This window comes from Pseudomonas sp. LBUM1658, from assembly GCF_059716055.1.
In genome coordinates, this window is record NZ_CP166798.1 from 6,081,002 (window position 1) to 6,100,970 (window position 19,969).

The following is a 19,969-nucleotide window of genomic DNA, read 5'->3' on the forward strand; positions in this document are numbered from 1 at the left end:
CATGTGACTGACACACCGCTTTCGCGAGCAAGCCCGCTCCCACATTTAGTCCGCGCAAGGCCAATGACATGCCCACTGCCCTTTACCGCTTCATCCTCGCCTTCGCGCTGCTATTGCCAATTGCGGCCCATGCCGGTGACGCAGAAGACTTCATCTCAGCCAATCCCGTGCAGCAAGCCAAACTGCTGGAAACCTGGGCCGCGCAGCCCGACCCGGCCCGAATCGAGCTGATCAACGCCCTGCAACAAGGTGCGCTGACCGTCGATGGCCAAGCCAAAACCCTGCGCCTGAACAACCGCCTGCGGGGTCTTATCGACACCGCGCTGGCCAGTCATCAACTGCTTGCCGCTGACGCCAAGGTGCGCCTGGCCGCTGCACAACAACTGCAAAAAAGCGCCAAGCCGGCACAGCTGAAATTCCTCGACCAGCAGCTCGCCGGTGAACTGGATGAAGGCGTTCACGCCGCTCTGAGCCTGGCCCTGGCCAACCTGCAACTGGTGGATAGCGACCCGGCGGTGCGGCTGGCGGCCGTGCGGCTGCTCGGCGAAACCGGTGATCCTCTGGCCCGCACCCGCCTCGAAGGGTTACTGGAACCTGGCGTCGAAGCCGACGCCAATGTACGTACCGCCGCCGAAACCAGCCTGGCCCAGGTCAAACGCAAACTGATGGTCGGCGAGATGCTCGGACAGGCCTTCAGCGGCATGTCCCTTGGTTCGATTCTGCTGCTGGCGGCACTCGGGCTGGCGATCACCTTCGGCTTGCTCGGCGTGATCAACATGGCCCACGGCGAGATGCTGATGCTGGGGGCCTACGCAACCTATGTGGTGCAGTTGCTGCTCCAGCGCTTCGCGCCGCAAGCCATCGAGTTCTATCCGCTGGTGGCGCTGCCGGTGGCGTTTTTTGTCACCGCAGGGATCGGCATGGCGTTGGAGCGTACGGTGATTCGCCACCTCTACGGTCGACCGCTGGAAACCCTGCTGGCGACCTGGGGCATCAGTCTGATGCTGATCCAGTTGGTGCGCTTGCTGTTCGGTGCGCAGAACGTCGAAGTCGCCAACCCGGCCTGGCTGTCGGGCGGCATTCAAGTGCTGCCCAATCTGGTGCTGCCATACAACCGCATCGTAATCATCGCTTTTGCATTGTTTGTGGTGGTGCTGACCTGGTTGTTGCTGAACAAGACCCGTCTCGGCCTGAACGTGCGCGCCGTGACCCAGAATCGCAACATGGCCGCCTGCTGCGGGGTGCCCACCGGGCGGGTGGACATGCTCGCCTTCGGCCTTGGCTCGGGCATCGCCGGGCTCGGTGGCGTGGCCTTGAGTCAGGTCGGCAACGTCGGTCCGGACCTGGGCCAGAGCTACATCATCGACTCGTTCCTGGTGGTGGTGCTCGGCGGTGTCGGTCAACTGGCCGGAAGCGTGCTGGCAGCCTTCGGCCTGGGCATTGCCAACAAGATCCTCGAACCCCAGATCGGTGCCGTCCTCGGCAAGATCCTGATCCTCGCGCTGATCATTCTGTTTATCCAGAAACGCCCGCAAGGACTCTTCGCACTGAAAGGACGGGTGATCGACTGATGAACCAGCCCCTGATGCTCACGGCTACGCAAAAAGCCGGAACCAAAGTCACCCTGATCGTCGGCAGCGTGGTGCTCACGCTACTGCTGGCCTTGCCGCTGCTGTCGCTGTTGGCGGCGGACCATCCGCTGCATGTCTCGGCCTATACCCTGACCCTGGTGGGCAAGATTCTCTGCTACGCGATTGTCGCGCTGGCACTGGATCTGGTCTGGGGTTACGCCGGGTTGCTGTCCCTCGGCCACGGGTTGTTCTTCGCCCTCGGCGGTTATGCGATGGGCATGTACTTGATGCGCCAGGCCGCGGGCGACGGGTTGCCGGCGTTCATGACTTTTTTGTCGTGGACCGAATTGCCCTGGTACTGGGCCGGCACCAGCAGTTTTCTTTGGGCGATGTGCCTGGTGGTGCTGGCGCCGGGTCTGCTCGCGCTGGTGTTCGGCTTCTTCGCCTTCCGTTCGCGGATCAAGGGCGTGTACTTCTCGATCATGACCCAGGCCCTGACCTTTGCCGGGATGCTGTTGTTCTTTCGCAACGAAACCGGGTTTGGTGGCAACAATGGTTTCACCAATTTCCGCAGCATTCTCGGTTTCGGCATCACCGAACCAGGCACCCGGGCGGTACTGTTTGTCGCCACGGTGCTGTTGCTGGTGGCCAGTCTGTTCATCGGTTGGCGCCTGGCGCAAAGCAAGTTCGGCCGGGTGCTGACGGCCCTGCGTGACGCGGAAAACCGCCTGATGTTCTGCGGCTACGACCCGCGTGGGTTCAAGCTGTTCGTCTGGGTGTTGAGCGCCGTGTTGTGTGGCCTGGCGGGTGCCCTGTATGTACCGCAAGTGGGGATCATAAACCCCAGCGAAATGTCGCCGACCAACTCCATAGAAGCCGCAGTCTGGGTGGCGCTTGGCGGTCGCGGCACGTTGATCGGTCCGCTGCTCGGTGCCGGTGTGGTCAACGGGATGAAGAGCTGGTTCACCGTGGCGTTCCCCGAATACTGGCTGTTCTTTCTGGGTGCTTTGTTCATCGTCGTGACCCTGTACTTGCCTAAAGGCGTGATCGGTCTGCTGAAGAAAAGGGGTGAACAATGAGAGTCACTGCGACGGCTGAATTCATGCTCGAACCGGTCTTTTTTCCACCGGAGCCCAACAAGGACGCCGGCAGCAGCCGCGATGCGATCGGCCTCGGCCAACGCGTCGGCCCCGGCCTCGATACCCGCCACGGCACCATCCTGACCCTGGAAGACATCAGCGTCAGCTTCGATGGCTTCAAGGCGCTAAACAACCTGAACCTGTACATCGGCGTCGGCGAACTGCGCTGCATCATCGGCCCCAACGGCGCGGGCAAGACCACGCTGATGGACGTGATCACCGGCAAGACTCGCCCCAGTCATGGCAAAGCCTGGTTCGGCGAAACCCTCGACCTGACGCAGATGAGCGAAGTGCAGATCGCCCAGGCCGGCATCGGTCGCAAGTTTCAGAAGCCGACGGTGTTCGAAGCCTTGAGCGTATTTGAAAACCTGGAGCTGGCACAGAAAACCGACAAGTCGGTATGGGCCAGCTTGCGGGCTCGTCTGAGCGGCGAACAAAAGGATCGCATCAGCGAGGTGCTGGACACCATTCGCCTGACCACCTCGGTCAATCGCCCGGCGGGCTTGTTGTCCCACGGTCAGAAGCAGTTCCTGGAGATCGGCATGTTGCTGATGCAGGACCCGCAACTGCTGCTGCTCGACGAACCGGTGGCTGGCATGACCGACGCCGAAACCGAATTCACCGCCGAACTGTTCAAGAGCCTCGCCGGCAAGCACTCGCTGATGGTGGTGGAACACGACATGGGCTTCGTCGGCTCGATTGCCGACCACGTCACGGTGTTGCACCAGGGCAGCGTGCTGGCCGAAGGGTCGCTGGAGCAGGTGCAGGACAATGAGCGGGTGATCGAGGTGTATTTAGGCCGATAACCGACCTCCCCTGTGTAGGAGCTGTCGAGCGAAGCGAGGCTGCGATCTTTCCCCCGTCGCCGCAAATCAAAAACAAGATCAAAAGATCGCAGCCTGCGGCAGCTCCTACCGAGCGGGTCCGCATGAACCACAAGGGATTCGAACATGCTTCAAGTCGACAAGCTGCACCAGTACTACGGCGGTAGCCACATCCTGCGGGGCCTGACGTTTGACGTGAAGGTCGGTGAAGTCACTTGCCTGCTCGGGCGCAACGGTGTGGGCAAGACCACCCTGCTCAAGTGCCTGATGGGCCTGCTGCCAGCCAAAGAAGGCGCAGTGAATTGGGATGGTAAACCGATCACCACGTTCAAGCCGCACCAACGGGTTCATGCGGGGATCGCTTATGTACCTCAGGGACGGGAAATATTCGGTCGGCTGACGGTGGAAGAGAATCTGCTGATGGGCCTGTCCCGCTTCCCGGGCTCCGAAGCCAAAGAGGTTCCAGCGTTCATCTATGAGCTGTTCCCGGTGCTGCTGCAAATGAAGCAACGCCGTGGCGGCGATCTGTCCGGCGGACAGCAGCAACAGCTGGCCATCGGCCGCGCACTGGCCAGCCGCCCTCGCCTGCTGATTCTCGATGAGCCCACCGAGGGGATTCAACCCTCGGTGATCAAGGAGATCGGTGTGGTTATCAAAAAGCTTGCAGCACGCGGTGACATGGCGATTCTGCTGGTGGAGCAGTTCTACGATTTCGCTGCCGAACTGGCCGATCAGTACCTGGTGATGTCCCGGGGCGAGATCGTCCAGCAAGGTCGTGGCGAAAATATGGAGGCCGAAGGTGTACGCGGATTGGTTACGATCTAAGCTGCAGCGTCCTGACGATAACTGGAAATCATGAATCTTCCTGCCCATACCGCACTGTTCACCCCCAGCTGGCACGCCGAGCTGGAACTCGCTTACGCCCGCTTCGGTGACAGCACGCGTCCGGTCCAGCGCCGGCACAAAGGTCCGCTGCGCGTGCAGAAGCATTTGTATGCCGAAGGGCCTGAAGTCTGCCAACACATCATTGTTCACCCGCCAGGCGGGATTGCCGGCGGTGACCGACTGGACATCAGCGTTCATGTCGGCACCGATGCCTGGGCGCAATTGACCAGCCCCGGAGCAGCCAAGTGGTATCGCGCCGCCGGTCCGGCCTATCAGAAGCTGGACTTGCACGTTGCGGCCGGTGCGACACTGGAATGGCTGCCGCAGGAAACCATCATCTTCAGCGCCGCCCAGGCCGAACTCGGCACGACGGTCGAACTTGAAGGCGACGCCCGTTTGTTCTATTGGGATGTAGTGGCGCTGGGTCGCCCGGCCAGCGGCGAGCGCTTTGATCTGGGGCATTTCCAGGCACACCTGGATATCCGCCGCGACGGGCAGTTGCTCTGGCACGAACGCCAGCGCATCGTCGGTGATGACGGTTTGCTCGACTCGCCGATCGGCCTCGACGGGCAACCGGTGTTTGCTACCTTGCTGGTAACCGGTGAAATTGATAGCGAATTGCTGGAAGTCTGCCGCTCGTTGCCCAATCCGGTGCGCGGTGACCTGACCCAACTGCCGGGGCTATTGGTCGCCCGTTGTCTAGCGAGTGAAGCCTTGCAGGCACGGGGCTGGCTGATCGATTTGTGGCGGTTGCTCAGGCCTGCATTGCTCGGCCGAGAAGCTGTCCCCCCAAGAATATGGAGTACCTGATGTGTGCCTTTTGTGGGAGCGAGCTTGCTCCGGGCGGCGTTCCGACGATAGCGGTCTGACAGGCGACATCAATTCTGAATGTGATGGCCTCATCGCGAGCAAGTCGGATCGCCGCACCGTAGCTCCCACAGGGGACGCGTTCACAGATCCAACACCTTTTAATCTGCCCTGATGGACTCCAAACGATGGACCTGACACCACGCGAAAAAGACAAGATGCTGATCTTCACCGCCGGCCTCGTGGCCGAGCGGCGGCTGGCCCGCGGCGTGAAACTCAACTACCCGGAAGCCATGGCCTACATCTCCGCCGCCCTGCTCGAAGGCGCCCGTGACGGCCGGACCGTGGCCGAGCTGATGCATTACGGCACCACCCTGCTAAGCCGCGAACAGGTGATGGAGGGCATCCCGGAAATGATCCCGGAAATCCAGGTCGAAGCGACCTTCCCCGACGGCACCAAACTGGTCACCGTCCACCAACCTATCGCCTGAGATCGCACCATGACTTACAGCATTCGTGACGCGCAGCAGGCCGATCTGCCGGCGATCCTCGACATCTACAACGATGCCGTACTCAACACCACGGCGATCTGGAACGACCAAACCGTCGATCTCGGCAACCGTCAGGCCTGGTTCAGCGCCCGGCAATCCCAGGGTTATCCGATTCTGGTAATTGTCGACGGCGACAACAGCGTACTGGGCTACGCTTCGTTTGGTGACTGGCGGCCTTTTGATGGCTTCCGCCACACCGTCGAACACTCGGTTTACGTGCGCAGCGACCAACGGGGCAACGGTCTCGGCCCACGGCTGATGGAAGCACTGATCGAGCGCGCCAAAGGCTGCGACAAACACGTGATGGTCGCGGCCATCGAGAGCGGCAACGCGGCCTCGATTCGCCTGCACCAACGAGTCGGTTTCACCATCACCGGTCAGATGCCCCAAGTGGGTACCAAGTTCGGCCGCTGGCTCGACCTGACCTTTATGCAGCTGACCCTCAACCCAGGCGCGGAGCCGCCAGCCGCCAACCAGGAGTAATAGCCGATGAACGCCGCTCAATTGCGACGAGTCCATGCTGAAAGCTTCGCGCACTACCGTCAGGGTTTGATTGATCTGCTGCTCGACGCCGTGGGTTATGGCGCCAGCGTCGGCTTCATGGCCGATCTGGATGCCACTCAGGCTCGTGCTTATTTCGATGAGGTGCAGGCCAGTCTTGAGCAAGGCAATCTGCTGCTCTGGGTGGTGGTCAAGGATGAACAGGTACAAGCCAGCGTGCAGCTTGTACTCTGCCAGAAAGCCAACGGGCGTAATCGCGCCGAAGTGCAAAAACTGCTGGTGTGTGAACACGCACGGCGGCGTGGTCTGGGCCAGCAGTTGATGAGCGCGCTGGAGCTTGCCGCCCGCCAGCACAAATGCGGCATGCTCTACCTCGACACCGAAGCCGGTTCGGCGGCCGAGGACTTCTATCGCGCTCAGGGCTACACCCGTGTCGGTGAAATCCCCGACTACGCCTGCAACCCGAGCGGCAAGTACCGCCCGACTGCCCTCTACTACAAGATCCTCGGAGCCGTTGAATGATCCCTGGTGAATATCAGATCCAGCCCGGTGACATCGAACTCAACGCCGGACGCCGCACCTTGAGCCTGAGCGTCGCCAATAGCGGCGACCGGCCGATTCAGGTCGGTTCGCACTATCACTTTTTTGAAACCAATGACGCCCTGACCTTCGACCGCGCCGCCAGCCGCGGCATGCGCCTGAACATCCCGGCGGGCACCGCCGTGCGCTTCGAGCCAGGACAGACCCGCGACATCGAGCTGGTGGACCTGGCCGGATTGCGCCGGGTGTTCGGGTTTACCGGCAGGATCATGGGCAATCTCGACTGATATCTGCGGTGCGCCCAACAGATCGCAGCCTTCGGCAGCTCCTACAGGAACCGCGGGCACCGGGAGTTTGTGTGAACACCCGTAGGAGCTGTCGAGCGCAGCGAGGCTGCGATAGCGAGCTACGCGAGCGGTCTCAAACCCAATTGAATCCCAAGGCAAGCACATGAAGATTTCAAGACAAGCCTACGCCGACATGTTCGGCCCCACCGTCGGTGACAAGGTCCGTCTGGCCGACACCGAACTGTGGATCGAAGTGGAAAAAGACTTCACCACCTACGGCGAAGAAGTGAAATTCGGCGGAGGCAAAGTGATCCGCGACGGCATGGGTCAGGGCCAATTGCTCGCCGCCGAGGTGGTCGACACCCTGATCACCAACGCGCTGATCATCGACCACTGGGGCATCGTCAAAGCCGACGTCGGCCTCAAGGATGGGCGCATCGCCGCCATCGGCAAGGCCGGCAATCCGGATATCCAGCCCGACGTGACCATCGCCGTCGGCGCCAGCACTGAAGTGATTGCCGGCGAAGGCATGATCCTCACCGCTGGCGGCATCGACACCCACATCCACTTCATCTGCCCACAACAGATCGAAGAAGCGCTGATGAGCGGCGTCACCACCATGATCGGCGGCGGCACTGGCCCGGCCACCGGGACCAACGCTACCACTTGTACCTCGGGGCCATGGCATCTGGCGCGCATGCTGCAGGCCGCCGACGCCTTCCCGATGAACATCGGCTTCACCGGCAAGGGCAACGCCAGCCTGCCGGAACCGCTGATCGAACAGGTCAAGGCCGGGGCGATCGGCCTCAAGCTGCATGAAGACTGGGGCACCACACCGGCAGCCATCGACAACTGCCTGAGCGTCGCCGACCAGTACGACGTACAGGTGGCGATCCACACCGACACCCTGAATGAATCCGGTTTCGTCGAAACCACCCTTGCCGCATTCAAGGGCCGGACCATCCACACCTACCACACCGAAGGCGCGGGCGGCGGTCATGCGCCGGACATCATCAAGGCCTGCGGCTTCCCCAACGTGCTGCCCAGCTCGACCAACCCCACCCGGCCGTTCACCCGCAACACCATCGACGAACACCTGGACATGCTGATGGTCTGCCATCACCTCGATCCGAGCATTGCCGAGGACGTGGCCTTCGCCGAAAGCCGCATCCGCCGCGAAACCATCGCCGCCGAAGACATTCTCCACGACCTCGGCGCGTTCTCGATGATCAGCTCCGACAGCCAGGCCATGGGCCGTGTCGGCGAGGTCATCACGCGCACCTGGCAGACTGCCGACAAGATGAAAAAACAGCGCGGGCAGCTAGCAGGTGATGGCGAAGGCAACGACAATTTCCGCGCCAAACGCTACATCGCCAAGTACACCATCAACCCGGCAATCACCCACGGCATCAGCCATGAAGTAGGCTCGATCGAAGTGGGTAAATGGGCCGATCTGGTGCTCTGGCGCCCGGCGTTCTTCGGCGTCAAACCGACCCTGATCCTCAAGGGCGGGGCGATTGCCGCCAGCCTGATGGGCGACGCCAACGCCTCAATCCCGACACCGCAGCCGGTGCATTACCGACCGATGTTCGCAAGTTTCGGCGGCTCCCTGCACGCCACCAGCCTGACCTTCATCAGCCAGGCTGCGCAGGACGCCGGGATTCCCGAAGCCCTGGGCTTGAAGAAGAAAATCGCCGTAGTCAAAGGCTGTCGTGAGGTGCAGAAAACCGATTTGATCCACAACGACTATCTACCAAACATTGAGGTCGATTCGCAGACTTATCAGGTCAAGGCTGATGGTGTATTGCTGTGGTGTGAGCCGGCCGATGTGTTGCCGATGGCGCAGCGGTATTTTCTGTTCTGACACAGCAAAAACCCCGAATGCTGCACTGAGCAACATTCGGGGTTCGATTCATCCACTATGGGGTCGTCACACAGCGCTGTCGACATCTTCCAGGTCGAGTATTTCTTGCGGAGTCAGTAGATCAATGAGCTTTCGCTCCGCCGTCCTTACCTCTGCGGACAACGCCCCGAACTTGCCGTTGTAATCGGCACTGGTCATTGTTTCCTTGGTTATCTCCAGCTCCTCCATGCGTTCATAGATTGGCTCGTAAGCCAAATCGAACCTGGAACGGTATTTATCTTTCAGATACTCGCCCCAGAAGTCACGACGAGCGATCGACTCAATCTCTGCCTTCGAATCTCGCAGGCTGTTTACATGTTCCTCTGCTGCCCGCAGCTTGGCTTGAGACACGTATTTCATGCCGGTGTATTCAGCCTGCGTGGGCTGCCCCGGCAAGTCGAGCCTTTCCCTGAGGCTCACCCGATAAGACAGCCGCACTTCGATTTGATCCATCAACAACAGCTGATTGCCCTTTTCCCGCACAGATCTGTCGGACCCGACAATCACTTTAATGCGCTGTTTTATGTCTTTCAGCGCGAACGCTTCAATCTCATCCAGACGGAAAAGACCTTTGGCCAATTCGAGCAATCCGAGACCCGCGCCCTTGTCGCCGACAAGCGCCAAGGCCTTATGAATCTGTACCTTGATTTCCAGCTGACTGAACACCAACGCGGCACGATCACTACAAGTCTCCGGTTCACCCGCCGCTTTGAACAGTTCGCTACGCAGCACTTCATTTTCTTCAGCTGCATCCAGCACCGCCCAAACCCGTGCTTTGAGATCCGGGTAGGCCTTCCTGTACTCAGCCGTTTCACTCAGTTTTTCCAATAATCTGAAAAACTCCTCGCTTTCACTGACCGCTCTACCCGCCTCTTCTCCAGACGCTTCTCTATCGAGGGCCTCTCTATCGAGAAGCGCCCACTGCGCCTTTCTTGCACCGAGCTCAGCCGCAGGAGTATCCCGTAGCCATCGATCAACTCGCTGTGTCGAAGGCGCTAAAGTGCCACCTTGAGCCCCCCGCTCACCAGGAGCATCCGGTGGAACTGGCATCAATCCGGCCTGATCGTCATCGAGGTAGATGCGTGTCAGGATGTCTGCATACTGCTGTATGCCTTGATCGGAAAGGGGATTGCCGTTCAGCTCGGTGATTTCCAACACGTTGTTGATGTTTGTCGCCAGTTCCGGCGGTGGATTCACCGCCCACTCAGGAAGCGAGGCAAGCTGGTTATCACGCAAATCGATCATGACCAAATTTTGCTGGTCACGAAGCCCGACCGGCCATTCACTGATACCAGTGGCCTGCAGTCGGACGTCGACCAATTCCGTCATCTGACTGAAGTCCGGGAGACACGCCAGCGGATTGTGGCTGAGCTGCAAGTACTCGAGATGACTCATTCCAGCCAGAGTGTCGGCGGCTTCGTCCGTCAGGGTCATGTTGCTGCGGGAAACATCCAGGTAGATCAGTTCGGGCAGCTCTGCCACCTGCGTCGGGAAGGCACCCAGCCTGTTGCCCTGGAGCTGCAATTGCCGGAGTTTGGGAAATGAGCGCAGGAACTCAGTGGGTACCGTCGCAAGCTCCATGCCACTTAAGTTCACAAACTCTACATGACCGAACTCCACCGTCAGAGCAGGAAGCTCTCCGACTATTCGACCTTGCAGATCGAGCTCATAACCCAATGAACGGCCACTTTCCGAGTATCTAAATGTCCGTCTTTGCCAGCAACGCTCGAGCAAATGAGCGACGACTTCCTTTTCGTACTGCTCGACAGCGACCACACTTCCATCCGGCAGAACGCGCGTAGAAGGCGTCGACGTCCATTGCCGCAACTCATCGCGCAAGCCTTGAAGTTCCGCCTCGAAATTGGTCAGGTACAACTCCCGCTGATTTTCGAAGTACCCCAGAAATCGGTCAACTTCTGCGTCGGTAAAATCGGGAAAAAGTCTGAGAAGCCTGCGCTCATCCATTGCCTGCTGCTGGCGCGCGCCGGCTCCACGCCCACTCAGTGGATAACCCAGACGCCCGTTGGCCCAGCGCTTGGGTGCCTTGAACCTGGGTTTGATCGGCTGCATCTTCAACACCGAGCGCAGCTCCTCTCGTGAAAGCAAATGCTGTTTGATCAACGTTTTCAGCTCCGCCCCCTGCCCCACATCAGGCAGACCTAACGCAATGCGATGGGTATCGGGCAAGGCATGCTGAAGGGCGGCAAAGAGATCGTCGGCTTCGTGCAAATCAAGATCATTCTGGTCACGGGCTTCGTACCGGCCATCTTTGTTGTGCACAAGGACCTTACGGCTATCAGCCCCCTCGGCGCCGGCACTGGCCCGTAGCTCTCCACTGAACGACCCCTCTCGAACCTCAATACGCAAATCACTTGACCAGCCTGGTAGCTTCTTCAGTGTATTAAGCACGAGCTTCTCTGCGTCCGGGTAGATCAACGCGTCCAGATAAAGCCCCTCGTAGGCACGCGCCAGACGCGCTTCGCGCTGGGCCAAACGCAAGGCCTCTGCCAATCCTAGCGGTATGGGCTTGGTTTGCAGCGCGTCGTCGAAGTCCCACTTGGCCATTTGCTGTCGTTCAGCACTGCTGGCATCGGCCAGAAGCTCTTCGATAACGTTCATGGGCACACCGCGAAAGCGCAATTTAATCAAGTTGGCCCGAGGGTCGCTGCTATTGGCTGCGGCCCTGGCCTTGTAGTTATCATTGAATAGCGGGGCTTTACGGCTTTCGGCAACCTTGGCGATGTTCCCTTGCAGTTTCGCGATGCGCTCCTCCAGAGAACCACGTGGGGTTCCAGGCTGTTGCTGCAGTAGCGTATTGGTTTCGTTCTCATCCAGGGCTTCCAGGAGCGTTTTCAGCAAGTCGCCGTTGCGCAACTGTGCATCATGTATCTGCACGGTACGGATCTCGCCCTGCGCGCTCTTTGGGCTGACGTATTGCCAGAGCGTCTTGGCCTGTGCGTCGATCACCCGTATCGATACCGTATCCGGCCACGTGCCATAACGCGTCATGACATGCAGTTGATTGATCGAATGATCCTTGGCAGACCCCGTTGAGCTGTCGCTCTGCATGTCGGCGATAAACGCCTCGACCTGCTTGTAAGCGTCAAATCGACTGATCGTATCGGCCAGCATTGGCGCCGGTGGTTCGCTCTCGACATGCATTTTGCGCAAGACGGCTTCAGAGGTGTCGCTGACACTGCGTATCTGCGCAAGCTCAGTATCGCTGAACTCACTTACAGAGTGACCCAGGCGCCTCATCAGCTCGGGCCCCTCCCAGGTCCGTGGCTGTTCCAGCTCATGATTCCAGGCGCCGGAGCCGTTGGTGTTCAGTTCAGGTGCATACGCATCCGGGCGGACAGGATGCTGCATCCGGTACTTGCCTGTGACCGGATCCTCCTTCACTGCATAGTGCTTGCCGTCCAGCGACAAGATGTCCTGGCCATCGTAGCGATGAAGGCCCAATTCGTTGGGTTTGGAGTTCTCCGGCAAGCTGAGACTCTGTGCATAGGGCTTGAGATCCGGCTTCCACAACCGCGTATTGCCATTGGGCAATATGACGGCCTTCAGTTCCTCGATAAAAGGCGAAACCGCGTAGTGGAAAACCGGTGCCAACGCCGCCATCGTCGCCAGGTTTTCCAGCACATCGGTGATATGCGCCCAGCCTGCCTCCCTGTCGCCCTGACTCAACTCGCGCACGCCCTCGATCGTCTCGAACAACAACTGGTTGGCGGTGACCAGCAGCATGGCGGCACCGACCGGTGGAACAAAGAACGCGGCGATGCCGACCACGAACATGCCGATGTTCAGGTAATTGGAGAGTCGGCGTTCGCGGGTGAGGTCGTCTTCGGCAGCGGTGGAAACCGCCAGGACCTGGGCATCCTCGAGCATGTGCCGGCGTTTCTGGTTGAACATTTCGGGCCAGATACCGGCCATGCCAATCCACTGGAAATTCAACGAGATTTCGATATGCAACTGGATATTTTCCCGCGGATCTCGCCGCCAGTGCCGGTCAATGATGGGACCGGCCAATCGTGAAGCCGGCTCAAGGTACTTGAGATGATCACGCACCTGAACGAGCCAATAGGCATCGGCCGGCAAGTCCAGGACCTTCTGGGTGAAGCGCATAAAGAACCGGGCCCGGTCCTTCTCCGAAACAAAACGGCTGAAAAACCGCTGATAGTCGGTGAGCACGTCCCTGCTGCTATCGATTCTGCTGCCCCGCGATCGATGCATCAGTTGATAGGTGAGCTCCTGCTCGAATTCAGCGAACGAGGCGTATTTCTTAATCGGGTGCACAGGATCGTCCGGAATGTAGGCGATGACATAACTGCCGTCGTAACGATTGTCGTGCGTCGCAAAGAACAGGGCACATTCGGCAATCTCGTAACCCATGACCCGCAGCGGGCTATAACTGATGCGCTGCCGGGTGTCTCTATCCCTGACAATATCCTGTTCATTGATCAGCTCGACCAACACTTCGTAATGCTTGAGTTCGATATCGCCTTTGAGCAGGGCCGCATAGGCGGCGGCCTTCATCGCGGTTTTTTTGCTGTTGATGTAGGCCTGACTCTTTTGTTGGTACGCAGCCACACCGACATAAAGAAAGTCTTTGAGGTGTTTTTCATACTGGCCACCGATATCCAGCTTTCGACAAATCGTCACGAACTGCGGGATTGTCAGCGCGGGACGAATAACATCGAAGTGTCCCTGGGCATCGGGCTCAGTCACAAAGGCGGAGTCTTTATCAAAGTAGCCCTGCGCGGCTTCAAAGGCTTCGAAGTTATGCAGGGCCGCCTGCAGCAAGGAGAAGGTTCTGCTACGCACGTCGCCGGTATTGACGCCCACCGGAAGGCCAAAAAACTTGAACTCCACCGGGTAATAGAGCCGAAGCCAGGTTTTCTCGACATCCAGCTCGAACCCCGCTTCGGCCAAGGCCGCGGTGAGCAGGGGTTTGGCAAAGGTGGTGACGTCTTGCACAGCCTCGAGGGTCTTGTCCCAAACATTCTGGGCATGACAACCGGCCTCCATCAACCTCTTCAATACCGCCTGCTGCCCTTCCGAACTGTTGTCATACCACTGTGGCAGGTCGGGCTTCGTGTCTTTGAGCACCTGACGCCGTTGCGGCGAAGCCTGGACAAGACACTCGGGAATGGTACTTTTTATCAAGTCGAAATGAATACCCTTGTCGTTGTTTTCGGGCTCATCAACTTCCGTATCTACTTTTATAGTGTCAGACATTTCGCACAATCCATATGCTATTCAATTGAGCGATCAATCTACTCATTTTTATCAAAAACAAAAAAACCAAAATATGACGAATAACGACTGACTGACGGCCTTTTCCATCAAATAAACCGACATGAAAAATAATTAATTAACACCTTCTTGCAGGCACAAACCGGCAAGACCAAGCCCTGACTACGAACTAATGATTTCGCACTCAAGGCTTGATTCAACACAATTCGATTAATGGCCAGGTTCAACTTTAAAAGGGATGTCTACCCGTTGCAGCTTTGCCCGATCCATCGCCTCCCGGGTCAGCTTCTTGAGCAAGCTTTGCTTCTCGAGGTCGATTGACCCAAGTTCCGCGCTGTACTCGGCATCGGTCATCACTCGTCCCGGAGGCACATCGCTTTGCGGTTTGCCAAGCACCGTCGCAAGCGCTGTTATCTTTTCGCGCAATCGGTTGCGCTCGGCAACGTCAGTGCTCTGCGTCCATTCCAATTGTGCCATCTGCAACTCCAGCGCTGCGTCGGTTCTGCGTCTGAAGCCGTTGAACGTCTTGCGATTGGAGCCTTGAATATAAGCTCTCCAGAAGTCCTGTTCGATAATTGAATCTCTCAGCAAATCGCCTTCCTCCAACGCCAATACGCGCTGGTAAGCCGCCTCGATTATTATGGGTGTGACATCAGGCTCCAGGAATATCATGCCTTGCGATTGCCAAGGCAAGTCCAGACGTTCAGCCAGATCCGTTGCGTACTCAAGATGGATTTCTACTTCATCGATATCCCTGATGAAGTTGCCCTCCTCATCCCTGTGCTGGACCCGGTCACCATTATCATCATATTCAGGATGTGGCCGGCCTTGAGCCTCCAGCTCTCTGACTCTCCCTCGGGCAATCTTGCTCAGTTCGTCCAGACGAGACTTGCCCTTTGCCAAACTGATGAGCTCGGCCTCTACCAGATCCTTGCTGGCCAGCGCGTAGGCTTCATGAACAAGTACCTCGACCCCCATCGCATTGAAGAGCTGGGCTCCCGCATCGACGCAGGTAGTGGGCGCCGCCGCCATTACAAAGAGCTTTTCTCGTAATCCGGCATCCTCGACTGCAGCCTCGAGCATTCGCCAGACCTTGCCCGCAAGGTCTGTTCTGAAGTCTGCCGAAGCATCGGCAGTCTCCTGGAGCTTTCTGATTTCGTTGAAAAAAGGTTCGGAGCCAAACTCATCTGCCACCGCTCTCCAGGTATCGCGCTTCATCGCACGCAGTTGCGGGGACGCTCGCTGCTCGGGAGCCAGAGCCTGAATCCAGAAGCGGCTCTCAACCATCACCGCAGAAGGGAATCGCCGATCCGGATCAAGACCGACTGACTCAATGTAGCCCTTGAGAGTCGCCAGGTTCTGCGGCGAAAGCCATTGCGGCTCGCGACTGATCAATGTGCGCGCCAGGATCTCTGCTCTGAAAGAACCGGGAGCAACGACAGGTATTTGAGTAATAGGGTTATCCAGTAGCCTCAAATCAAAATGACGAGGCCGAGGCGCGGCAAAAATACCGGTTGGCCATGTATCTATGCCGGTGTTCGACATGTTCAGGATGTGCAGATCGGGCATGCGGCTGATATCCGGCGCCAAGGCCAGTGGGTTGTGCTCCATCCCGAGGACTTTCAGCCGGGTCAGTTGTTTCAACTGCGCTACCGCCGCAGGGGTCAGGACTATTCGGTTACCACCCAGATGCAACTCGAGCAGATAACGCATGTCACTCAGTATTGCTGGAATTCGAATCAAATTATTATCTGCCAGGTCCAGGGCGCGAAGTTTGCGGAAGTGACCCAGGAAACTCTCTACCTCGTTGGAGAATCCGGTTCCATTCAATCTCAGCCTTGTCACATGGTCGAAGTTCGCCTCGATTGCAGGCAAGCTCAGCAGTTGTCGCTGCAAAGACGTTTGGCCCAGATCGATCTTCTGGCCACGGTAGTTGCCATAGGCGTCATAGTCCCGTGGACCACTTTTTTGCCAGGCTTGTTTGAGCACTTTGACTATCTTGATCCTGGCGCCCCACTCCCGCATATACTCAGGGCTGTCTCTTACGCCAGCCCATGGGTTCGGCGCTCTCAGCCATGTTTGCAGGGTGTGATCCAGTTTCTTGTATTCGCGCTCAAGCGCTTTCAGCTGCCGGCCTGGCGAATCCTCTCCGGCATTCAGGGTTTCGACGAAGCTGTCGAGTTCTTCAACGGTGAAGTCGGGGTACAGCGTCCTGACTCTTTTCTCGATACCCCGGCCCCAAATACCTTGGCCGCGGCCACTCAATGGATAACCGCGCCTGCCGTCGGACAATACCGTCAGAGGCTTGAAGAAAGGCGTGTTGACCGGCTGCATTTTCAGGACCGAGCGCAGTTCATCACGTGCGAGTGCCTGTTGCTTGATCAGCGCGGCCAACTCGCCACCCTGACCCACATGGGGCAAACCCAACGCCATACGCGCCTCATCCGGCAATGCGTGCTGAATGGCCGCATAAAGGTCATCCCTGCTGTGCAGGTGATTACCACTGGCATCGCGAGCTTCGTATTGTCCATCCCCTGTACGAACCAATACCTTACGCCGGGCAACATCCTCAGGACCGACTCTGGCGCGCAACTTTCCATTGAATACGCCGTCTCGGACTTCGATACACAAATCGTTCTGCCAGCCCGGCAGTTTTCTCAGTGTGTGCAGAGCAAGACTTTCAGTATCAGCGTTCATCAGAGCGTCCAGATAAAGCCCTTCATACGCTCGCGCCAACCGCACGTCTTGTTGCATCAGGCGAGCCTTCTGCGCCAACCGCAACGGTACTCGTTGCGTACGGCTCATCTGTTGCAGCTCGATCGGCGTGGCGTCAGCCAGTAATTCCATGACCAGGCGGGTCGGCAGGCTCGCAAAATCGCGCTGAATAGCCTGAACATTGCGATCGCCCACCGGGCTTCGATCGCCATACAGACGCTTGAATATCCGGCTTCTGGTTTCCTCTGCATGATTAGTCACCCGCTTTCGCAACGCGTCGATACGTGCGTTCATCTCTTGCGGTGCATGCTGACCGAGGACGTCCTTGATTTGCGTTTCATTCAGGGACTCGACAACACGTTTTGGCAGTTGTCCTCCCATGAGCTCAGTGCGGGTTATCCGCAGGGTACCGGAGCCCGAGACTTTGATGGAGCCATACAAAACCGACATTTCACCCGAGGTTGCCTCATTCATGACCTCAATGGCTTTATCGCCAGGCCATCCCGGCAGTTCAACCATCAACGATACGGCATAGCCACAAAGATCCTTGCTGAGCGCCCCATCGAGGATCTGTTGGCGGATGTTCCCGGCGTCTGCGTACGCCTTGAACCGCATGATGGTCTCGGCCAGCAGCGGTGGCATTGACTCACTTTCGACATGCATTCTGCGCAGTACATCTTCATCCGTGTCGCTGACACTGCGGATCTGTTCAAGCTCGGCATCGCTGAACGAATCCACAGAGTGTCCTAGACGGCGTAACAAGGACTTTTTTCCCCATTCCAGCGGCGGGTCCACTTCATGGTTCCAGGCGCCAACACCGTTGTGGTTCAACTCTGGCTGATACGCATCCGATCGAGTGGGGTGCTGGACTCTGTATTTGCCGGGGTACGGTTCTTTCTTCAATGCGTAATGCTTGCCCTCCAGGGGCAAAACATCCTGGCCATCGTAGCGATGCAGGCCCAGTTCGTTGGGCCGGGAGTTTTCCGGCAACTTGATGTTCAGCTGATAGGGCTTGAGGTCCGGCTTCCACAAACGCGTCTTGCCACTGGGTAGCGTGACGGATTTCAGCCCCTCGATAAAAGGCGAAACCGTGTAGTGGAAAACCGGTGCCAACGCCACCATCGTCGCCAGGTTCTCCAGCACATCGGTGATATGCGCCCAGCCTGCCTCCCTGTCGCCCTGACTCAACTCGCGAGCACCCTCGATGGTCTCGAACAGCAACTGGTTCGCAGTGACCAGCAGCATGGCGGCGCCTACCGGCGGAACAACAAACGCGGCGATACCGACGACGAACATGCCGATGTTCAGGTAATTTGAGAGACGGCGTTCGCGGGTGAGGTCGTCTTCGGCAGCGGTGGAAACCGCCAGGACCTGAGCATCCTCGAGCATATGCCGGCGTTTCTGATCGAACATTTCAGTCCAGATACCCGCCATGCCAATCCACTGGAAATTCAACGAGATTTCGATATGCAACTGGATATTTTCCAGCGGATCTCGCCGCCAGTGCCGATCATTGATGGGGCCAACCAACCTTGAAACCGGGCTCAGGTACTTGAGATAACCGCGCACCTGGTCTTTCCAATTGGACCCGGACGGCGCATCCAAGACTTTCTGGGTGAAGCGCAGAAAAAACCGCGCCCGGTCCTTTTGCGCAAGGAAGCGACTGAAAAACCGCTGATAATCGGTGAGCACATCCCTGCCACTGTCGATCCTGCTGCCCTGCGGTCGGTACATCAGTTGATGGGTGAGTTCTTGCTCGAAGTCAGCGAACGAGGCGTATTTCTTTATCGGGTGCTCGGGATCGTCCGGAATGTAGGCAATGACATAACTGCCGTCGAAACGATTGGTGTGCGTTGGAAAGAACAGGGCACATTCGGCGATCTCGTACCCCATCAGCCGGAGCGGGCTATAGCTGATGCGCCGATTGCTGTCTTTATCCTTGACGATATCCTGCTCATTGATCAGCTCGACTAACAACTCGTAATGCTTGAGCTCGATATCGTCTTTCAGCAGGGCCGCATAGGCGGCGGCCTTCATCGCGGTCTTTTTACTGTTGATGAAGGCCAGACTCTTTTGCTGGTACGCAGCTACACCCACATAAAGAAAGTCTTTGATATGTTTTTCATACTGACCGCCGATATCCAGTTTTCGACAAATCGTTACGAACTGCTGGATTTTCAGCGCGGGCCGAATAACATCGAAGTGTCCCTGCGCATCGGGCTCAGTAACAAAGGAGGAGTCTTTGTCAAAGTAGCCCTCCTCGGCTTCAAAGGCTTCGAAGTTATGCAAGGCCGCCTGTAGCAACGAGAAAGTTCTGCTACGCACGTCGCCGGTATTGACGCCCACCGGAAGGCCGAAAAACTTGAACTCCACCGGGTAATAGAGCCGTAGCCAGGTTTTCTCGACGTCCAGCTCAACCCCCGCTTCGGCCAAGGCCGCGGTTAGTAGGGGTTTGGCATACGTGATGATGTTTTGCGCAGCCGAGAGGGTCTTGTCCCACTCATTCTGGGCATGACAATCGGCCTCCATTAACCTCTTTAATATGGTCTGCTGCCCTGCCGAGCTATTTTCATACCACTGCGGCAGGGTGGGCTTGGTGTCTTTGAGCACCTGACGCCGTTGCGGCGAAGCCTGAATGAGACACTCGGGAATGGCACTTTTTATTAAGTCGAAATGAATACCCTTGTCGTTGCTTTCGGGCACATCAAGTGTAGCGTTTACTTCTAAGGATTCAGACATTTTGCACATCCGTATGCAATTGATTGAATAATCAATCTACTCATTACGGATCGAAAACAAAAAATCAAAATTTGCCCGATAACGGCCCGATAGTCGGCATAACGATTCAAATAACCGCAGCAAAAAACAACTAATTACTACCTTGTCAACACATCGAGGCAGGCACCTTCGTCGGTGCTTGCAGCAGGGCCACGACAAAGGCGCCAGGATGCGCCACACTTCATGACTATCTCTGCCCAGCAAGGTCCCCG

General features: G+C 57.8%; 12 protein-coding genes. 10 read left to right on the forward strand and 2 right to left on the reverse strand.

What is annotated here, in order from left to right; genetic code table 11:
• Nucleotides 1-68 precede the first annotated feature (68 nt).
• From urtB to ureC, 10 genes are all read left to right on the forward strand, one after another.
• The gene (gene urtB / locus ACA064_RS28110; RefSeq protein ID WP_497671037.1) at nt 69-1,571 is read left to right on the forward strand and encodes an urea ABC transporter permease subunit UrtB; all 1,503 of its coding nucleotides are present in this window, start codon (nt 69-71) and stop codon (nt 1,569-1,571) included.
• A complete protein-coding gene (gene urtC, locus ACA064_RS28115) occupies nt 1,571-2,650 on the forward strand; it encodes an urea ABC transporter permease subunit UrtC (RefSeq protein ID WP_497671038.1) in 1,080 nt (359 codons plus the stop codon). The genes urtB and urtC overlap by 1 nt, the downstream gene beginning before the upstream one ends.
• Nucleotides 2,647-3,516, forward strand: a complete 870-nt coding sequence (gene urtD, locus ACA064_RS28120) for an urea ABC transporter ATP-binding protein UrtD (RefSeq protein ID WP_497671039.1) — start codon at nt 2,647-2,649, stop codon at nt 3,514-3,516. Before urtC ends, urtD begins: the two co-directional genes overlap by 4 nt.
• A gap of 144 nt (nt 3,517-3,660) precedes the next feature.
• A complete protein-coding gene (urtE, locus tag ACA064_RS28125) occupies nt 3,661-4,359 on the forward strand; it encodes an urea ABC transporter ATP-binding subunit UrtE (protein ID WP_497671040.1) in 699 nt (232 codons plus the stop codon).
• A gap of 30 nt (nt 4,360-4,389) precedes the next feature.
• Nucleotides 4,390-5,229 (forward strand): urease accessory protein UreD, encoded by an 840-nt coding sequence (locus ACA064_RS28130; protein ID WP_497671041.1) that lies wholly within the window; start codon nt 4,390-4,392, stop codon nt 5,227-5,229.
• Nucleotides 5,230-5,414: 185 nt separating this feature from the next.
• A complete protein-coding gene (gene ureA / locus ACA064_RS28135; RefSeq protein ID WP_150643692.1) occupies nt 5,415-5,717 on the forward strand; it encodes an urease subunit gamma in 303 nt (100 codons plus the stop codon).
• Nucleotides 5,718-5,726: 9 nt separating this feature from the next.
• Complete coding sequence (locus tag ACA064_RS28140; protein WP_497671042.1) at nt 5,727-6,260, forward strand: GNAT family N-acetyltransferase; 534 nt, start codon at nt 5,727-5,729, stop codon at nt 6,258-6,260.
• A 6-nt stretch (nt 6,261-6,266) separates the two neighbouring features.
• A complete protein-coding gene (locus ACA064_RS28145) occupies nt 6,267-6,800 on the forward strand; it encodes a GNAT family N-acetyltransferase (protein WP_497671043.1) in 534 nt (177 codons plus the stop codon).
• The gene (locus ACA064_RS28150; protein ID WP_497671044.1) at nt 6,797-7,105 is read left to right on the forward strand and encodes an urease subunit beta; all 309 of its coding nucleotides are present in this window, start codon (nt 6,797-6,799) and stop codon (nt 7,103-7,105) included. The genes ACA064_RS28145 and ACA064_RS28150 overlap by 4 nt, the downstream gene beginning before the upstream one ends.
• A gap of 163 nt (nt 7,106-7,268) precedes the next feature.
• On the forward strand, nt 7,269-8,969 hold the full coding sequence (gene ureC / locus ACA064_RS28155) for an urease subunit alpha (RefSeq protein WP_497671045.1): 1,701 nt from the start codon (nt 7,269-7,271) through the stop codon (nt 8,967-8,969).
• Between the two features lie 66 nt (nt 8,970-9,035).
• Here ureC and ACA064_RS28160 read toward each other — a convergent pair whose 3' ends face one another.
• Together ACA064_RS28160 and ACA064_RS28165 are read right to left on the reverse strand one after the other, a co-directional pair.
• Nucleotides 9,036-14,246, reverse strand: a complete 5,211-nt coding sequence (locus tag ACA064_RS28160; protein WP_497671046.1) for an NEL-type E3 ubiquitin ligase domain-containing protein — start codon at nt 14,244-14,246, stop codon at nt 9,036-9,038.
• A 228-nt stretch (nt 14,247-14,474) separates the two neighbouring features.
• The gene (locus tag ACA064_RS28165) at nt 14,475-19,718 is read right to left on the reverse strand and encodes an NEL-type E3 ubiquitin ligase domain-containing protein (RefSeq protein WP_497671047.1); all 5,244 of its coding nucleotides are present in this window, start codon (nt 19,716-19,718) and stop codon (nt 14,475-14,477) included.
• Between the last annotated feature and the right edge of the window lie 251 nt (nt 19,719-19,969).

Excerpts from the sequence above, each read along its gene's own strand:
- urtB (WP_497671037.1), top strand. The coding sequence starts at position 69 with ATGCCCACTGCCCTTTACCGCTTCATCCTCGCCTTCGCGCTGCTATTG.
- urtC (WP_497671038.1), top strand. The coding sequence starts at position 1,571 with ATGAACCAGCCCCTGATGCTCACGGCTACGCAAAAAGCCGGAACCAAA.
- urtD (WP_497671039.1), top strand. The coding sequence starts at position 2,647 with ATGAGAGTCACTGCGACGGCTGAATTCATGCTCGAACCGGTCTTTTTT.
- urtE (WP_497671040.1), top strand. The coding sequence starts at position 3,661 with ATGCTTCAAGTCGACAAGCTGCACCAGTACTACGGCGGTAGCCACATC.
- ACA064_RS28130 (WP_497671041.1), top strand. The coding sequence starts at position 4,390 with ATGAATCTTCCTGCCCATACCGCACTGTTCACCCCCAGCTGGCACGCC.
- ureA (WP_150643692.1), top strand. The coding sequence starts at position 5,415 with ATGGACCTGACACCACGCGAAAAAGACAAGATGCTGATCTTCACCGCC.
- ACA064_RS28140 (WP_497671042.1), top strand. The coding sequence starts at position 5,727 with ATGACTTACAGCATTCGTGACGCGCAGCAGGCCGATCTGCCGGCGATC.
- ACA064_RS28145 (WP_497671043.1), top strand. The coding sequence starts at position 6,267 with ATGAACGCCGCTCAATTGCGACGAGTCCATGCTGAAAGCTTCGCGCAC.
- ACA064_RS28150 (WP_497671044.1), top strand. The coding sequence starts at position 6,797 with ATGATCCCTGGTGAATATCAGATCCAGCCCGGTGACATCGAACTCAAC.
- ureC (WP_497671045.1), top strand. The coding sequence starts at position 7,269 with ATGAAGATTTCAAGACAAGCCTACGCCGACATGTTCGGCCCCACCGTC.
- ACA064_RS28160 (WP_497671046.1), bottom strand. The coding sequence starts at position 14,246 with ATGTCTGACACTATAAAAGTAGATACGGAAGTTGATGAGCCCGAAAAC.
- ACA064_RS28165 (WP_497671047.1), bottom strand. The coding sequence starts at position 19,718 with ATGTCTGAATCCTTAGAAGTAAACGCTACACTTGATGTGCCCGAAAGC.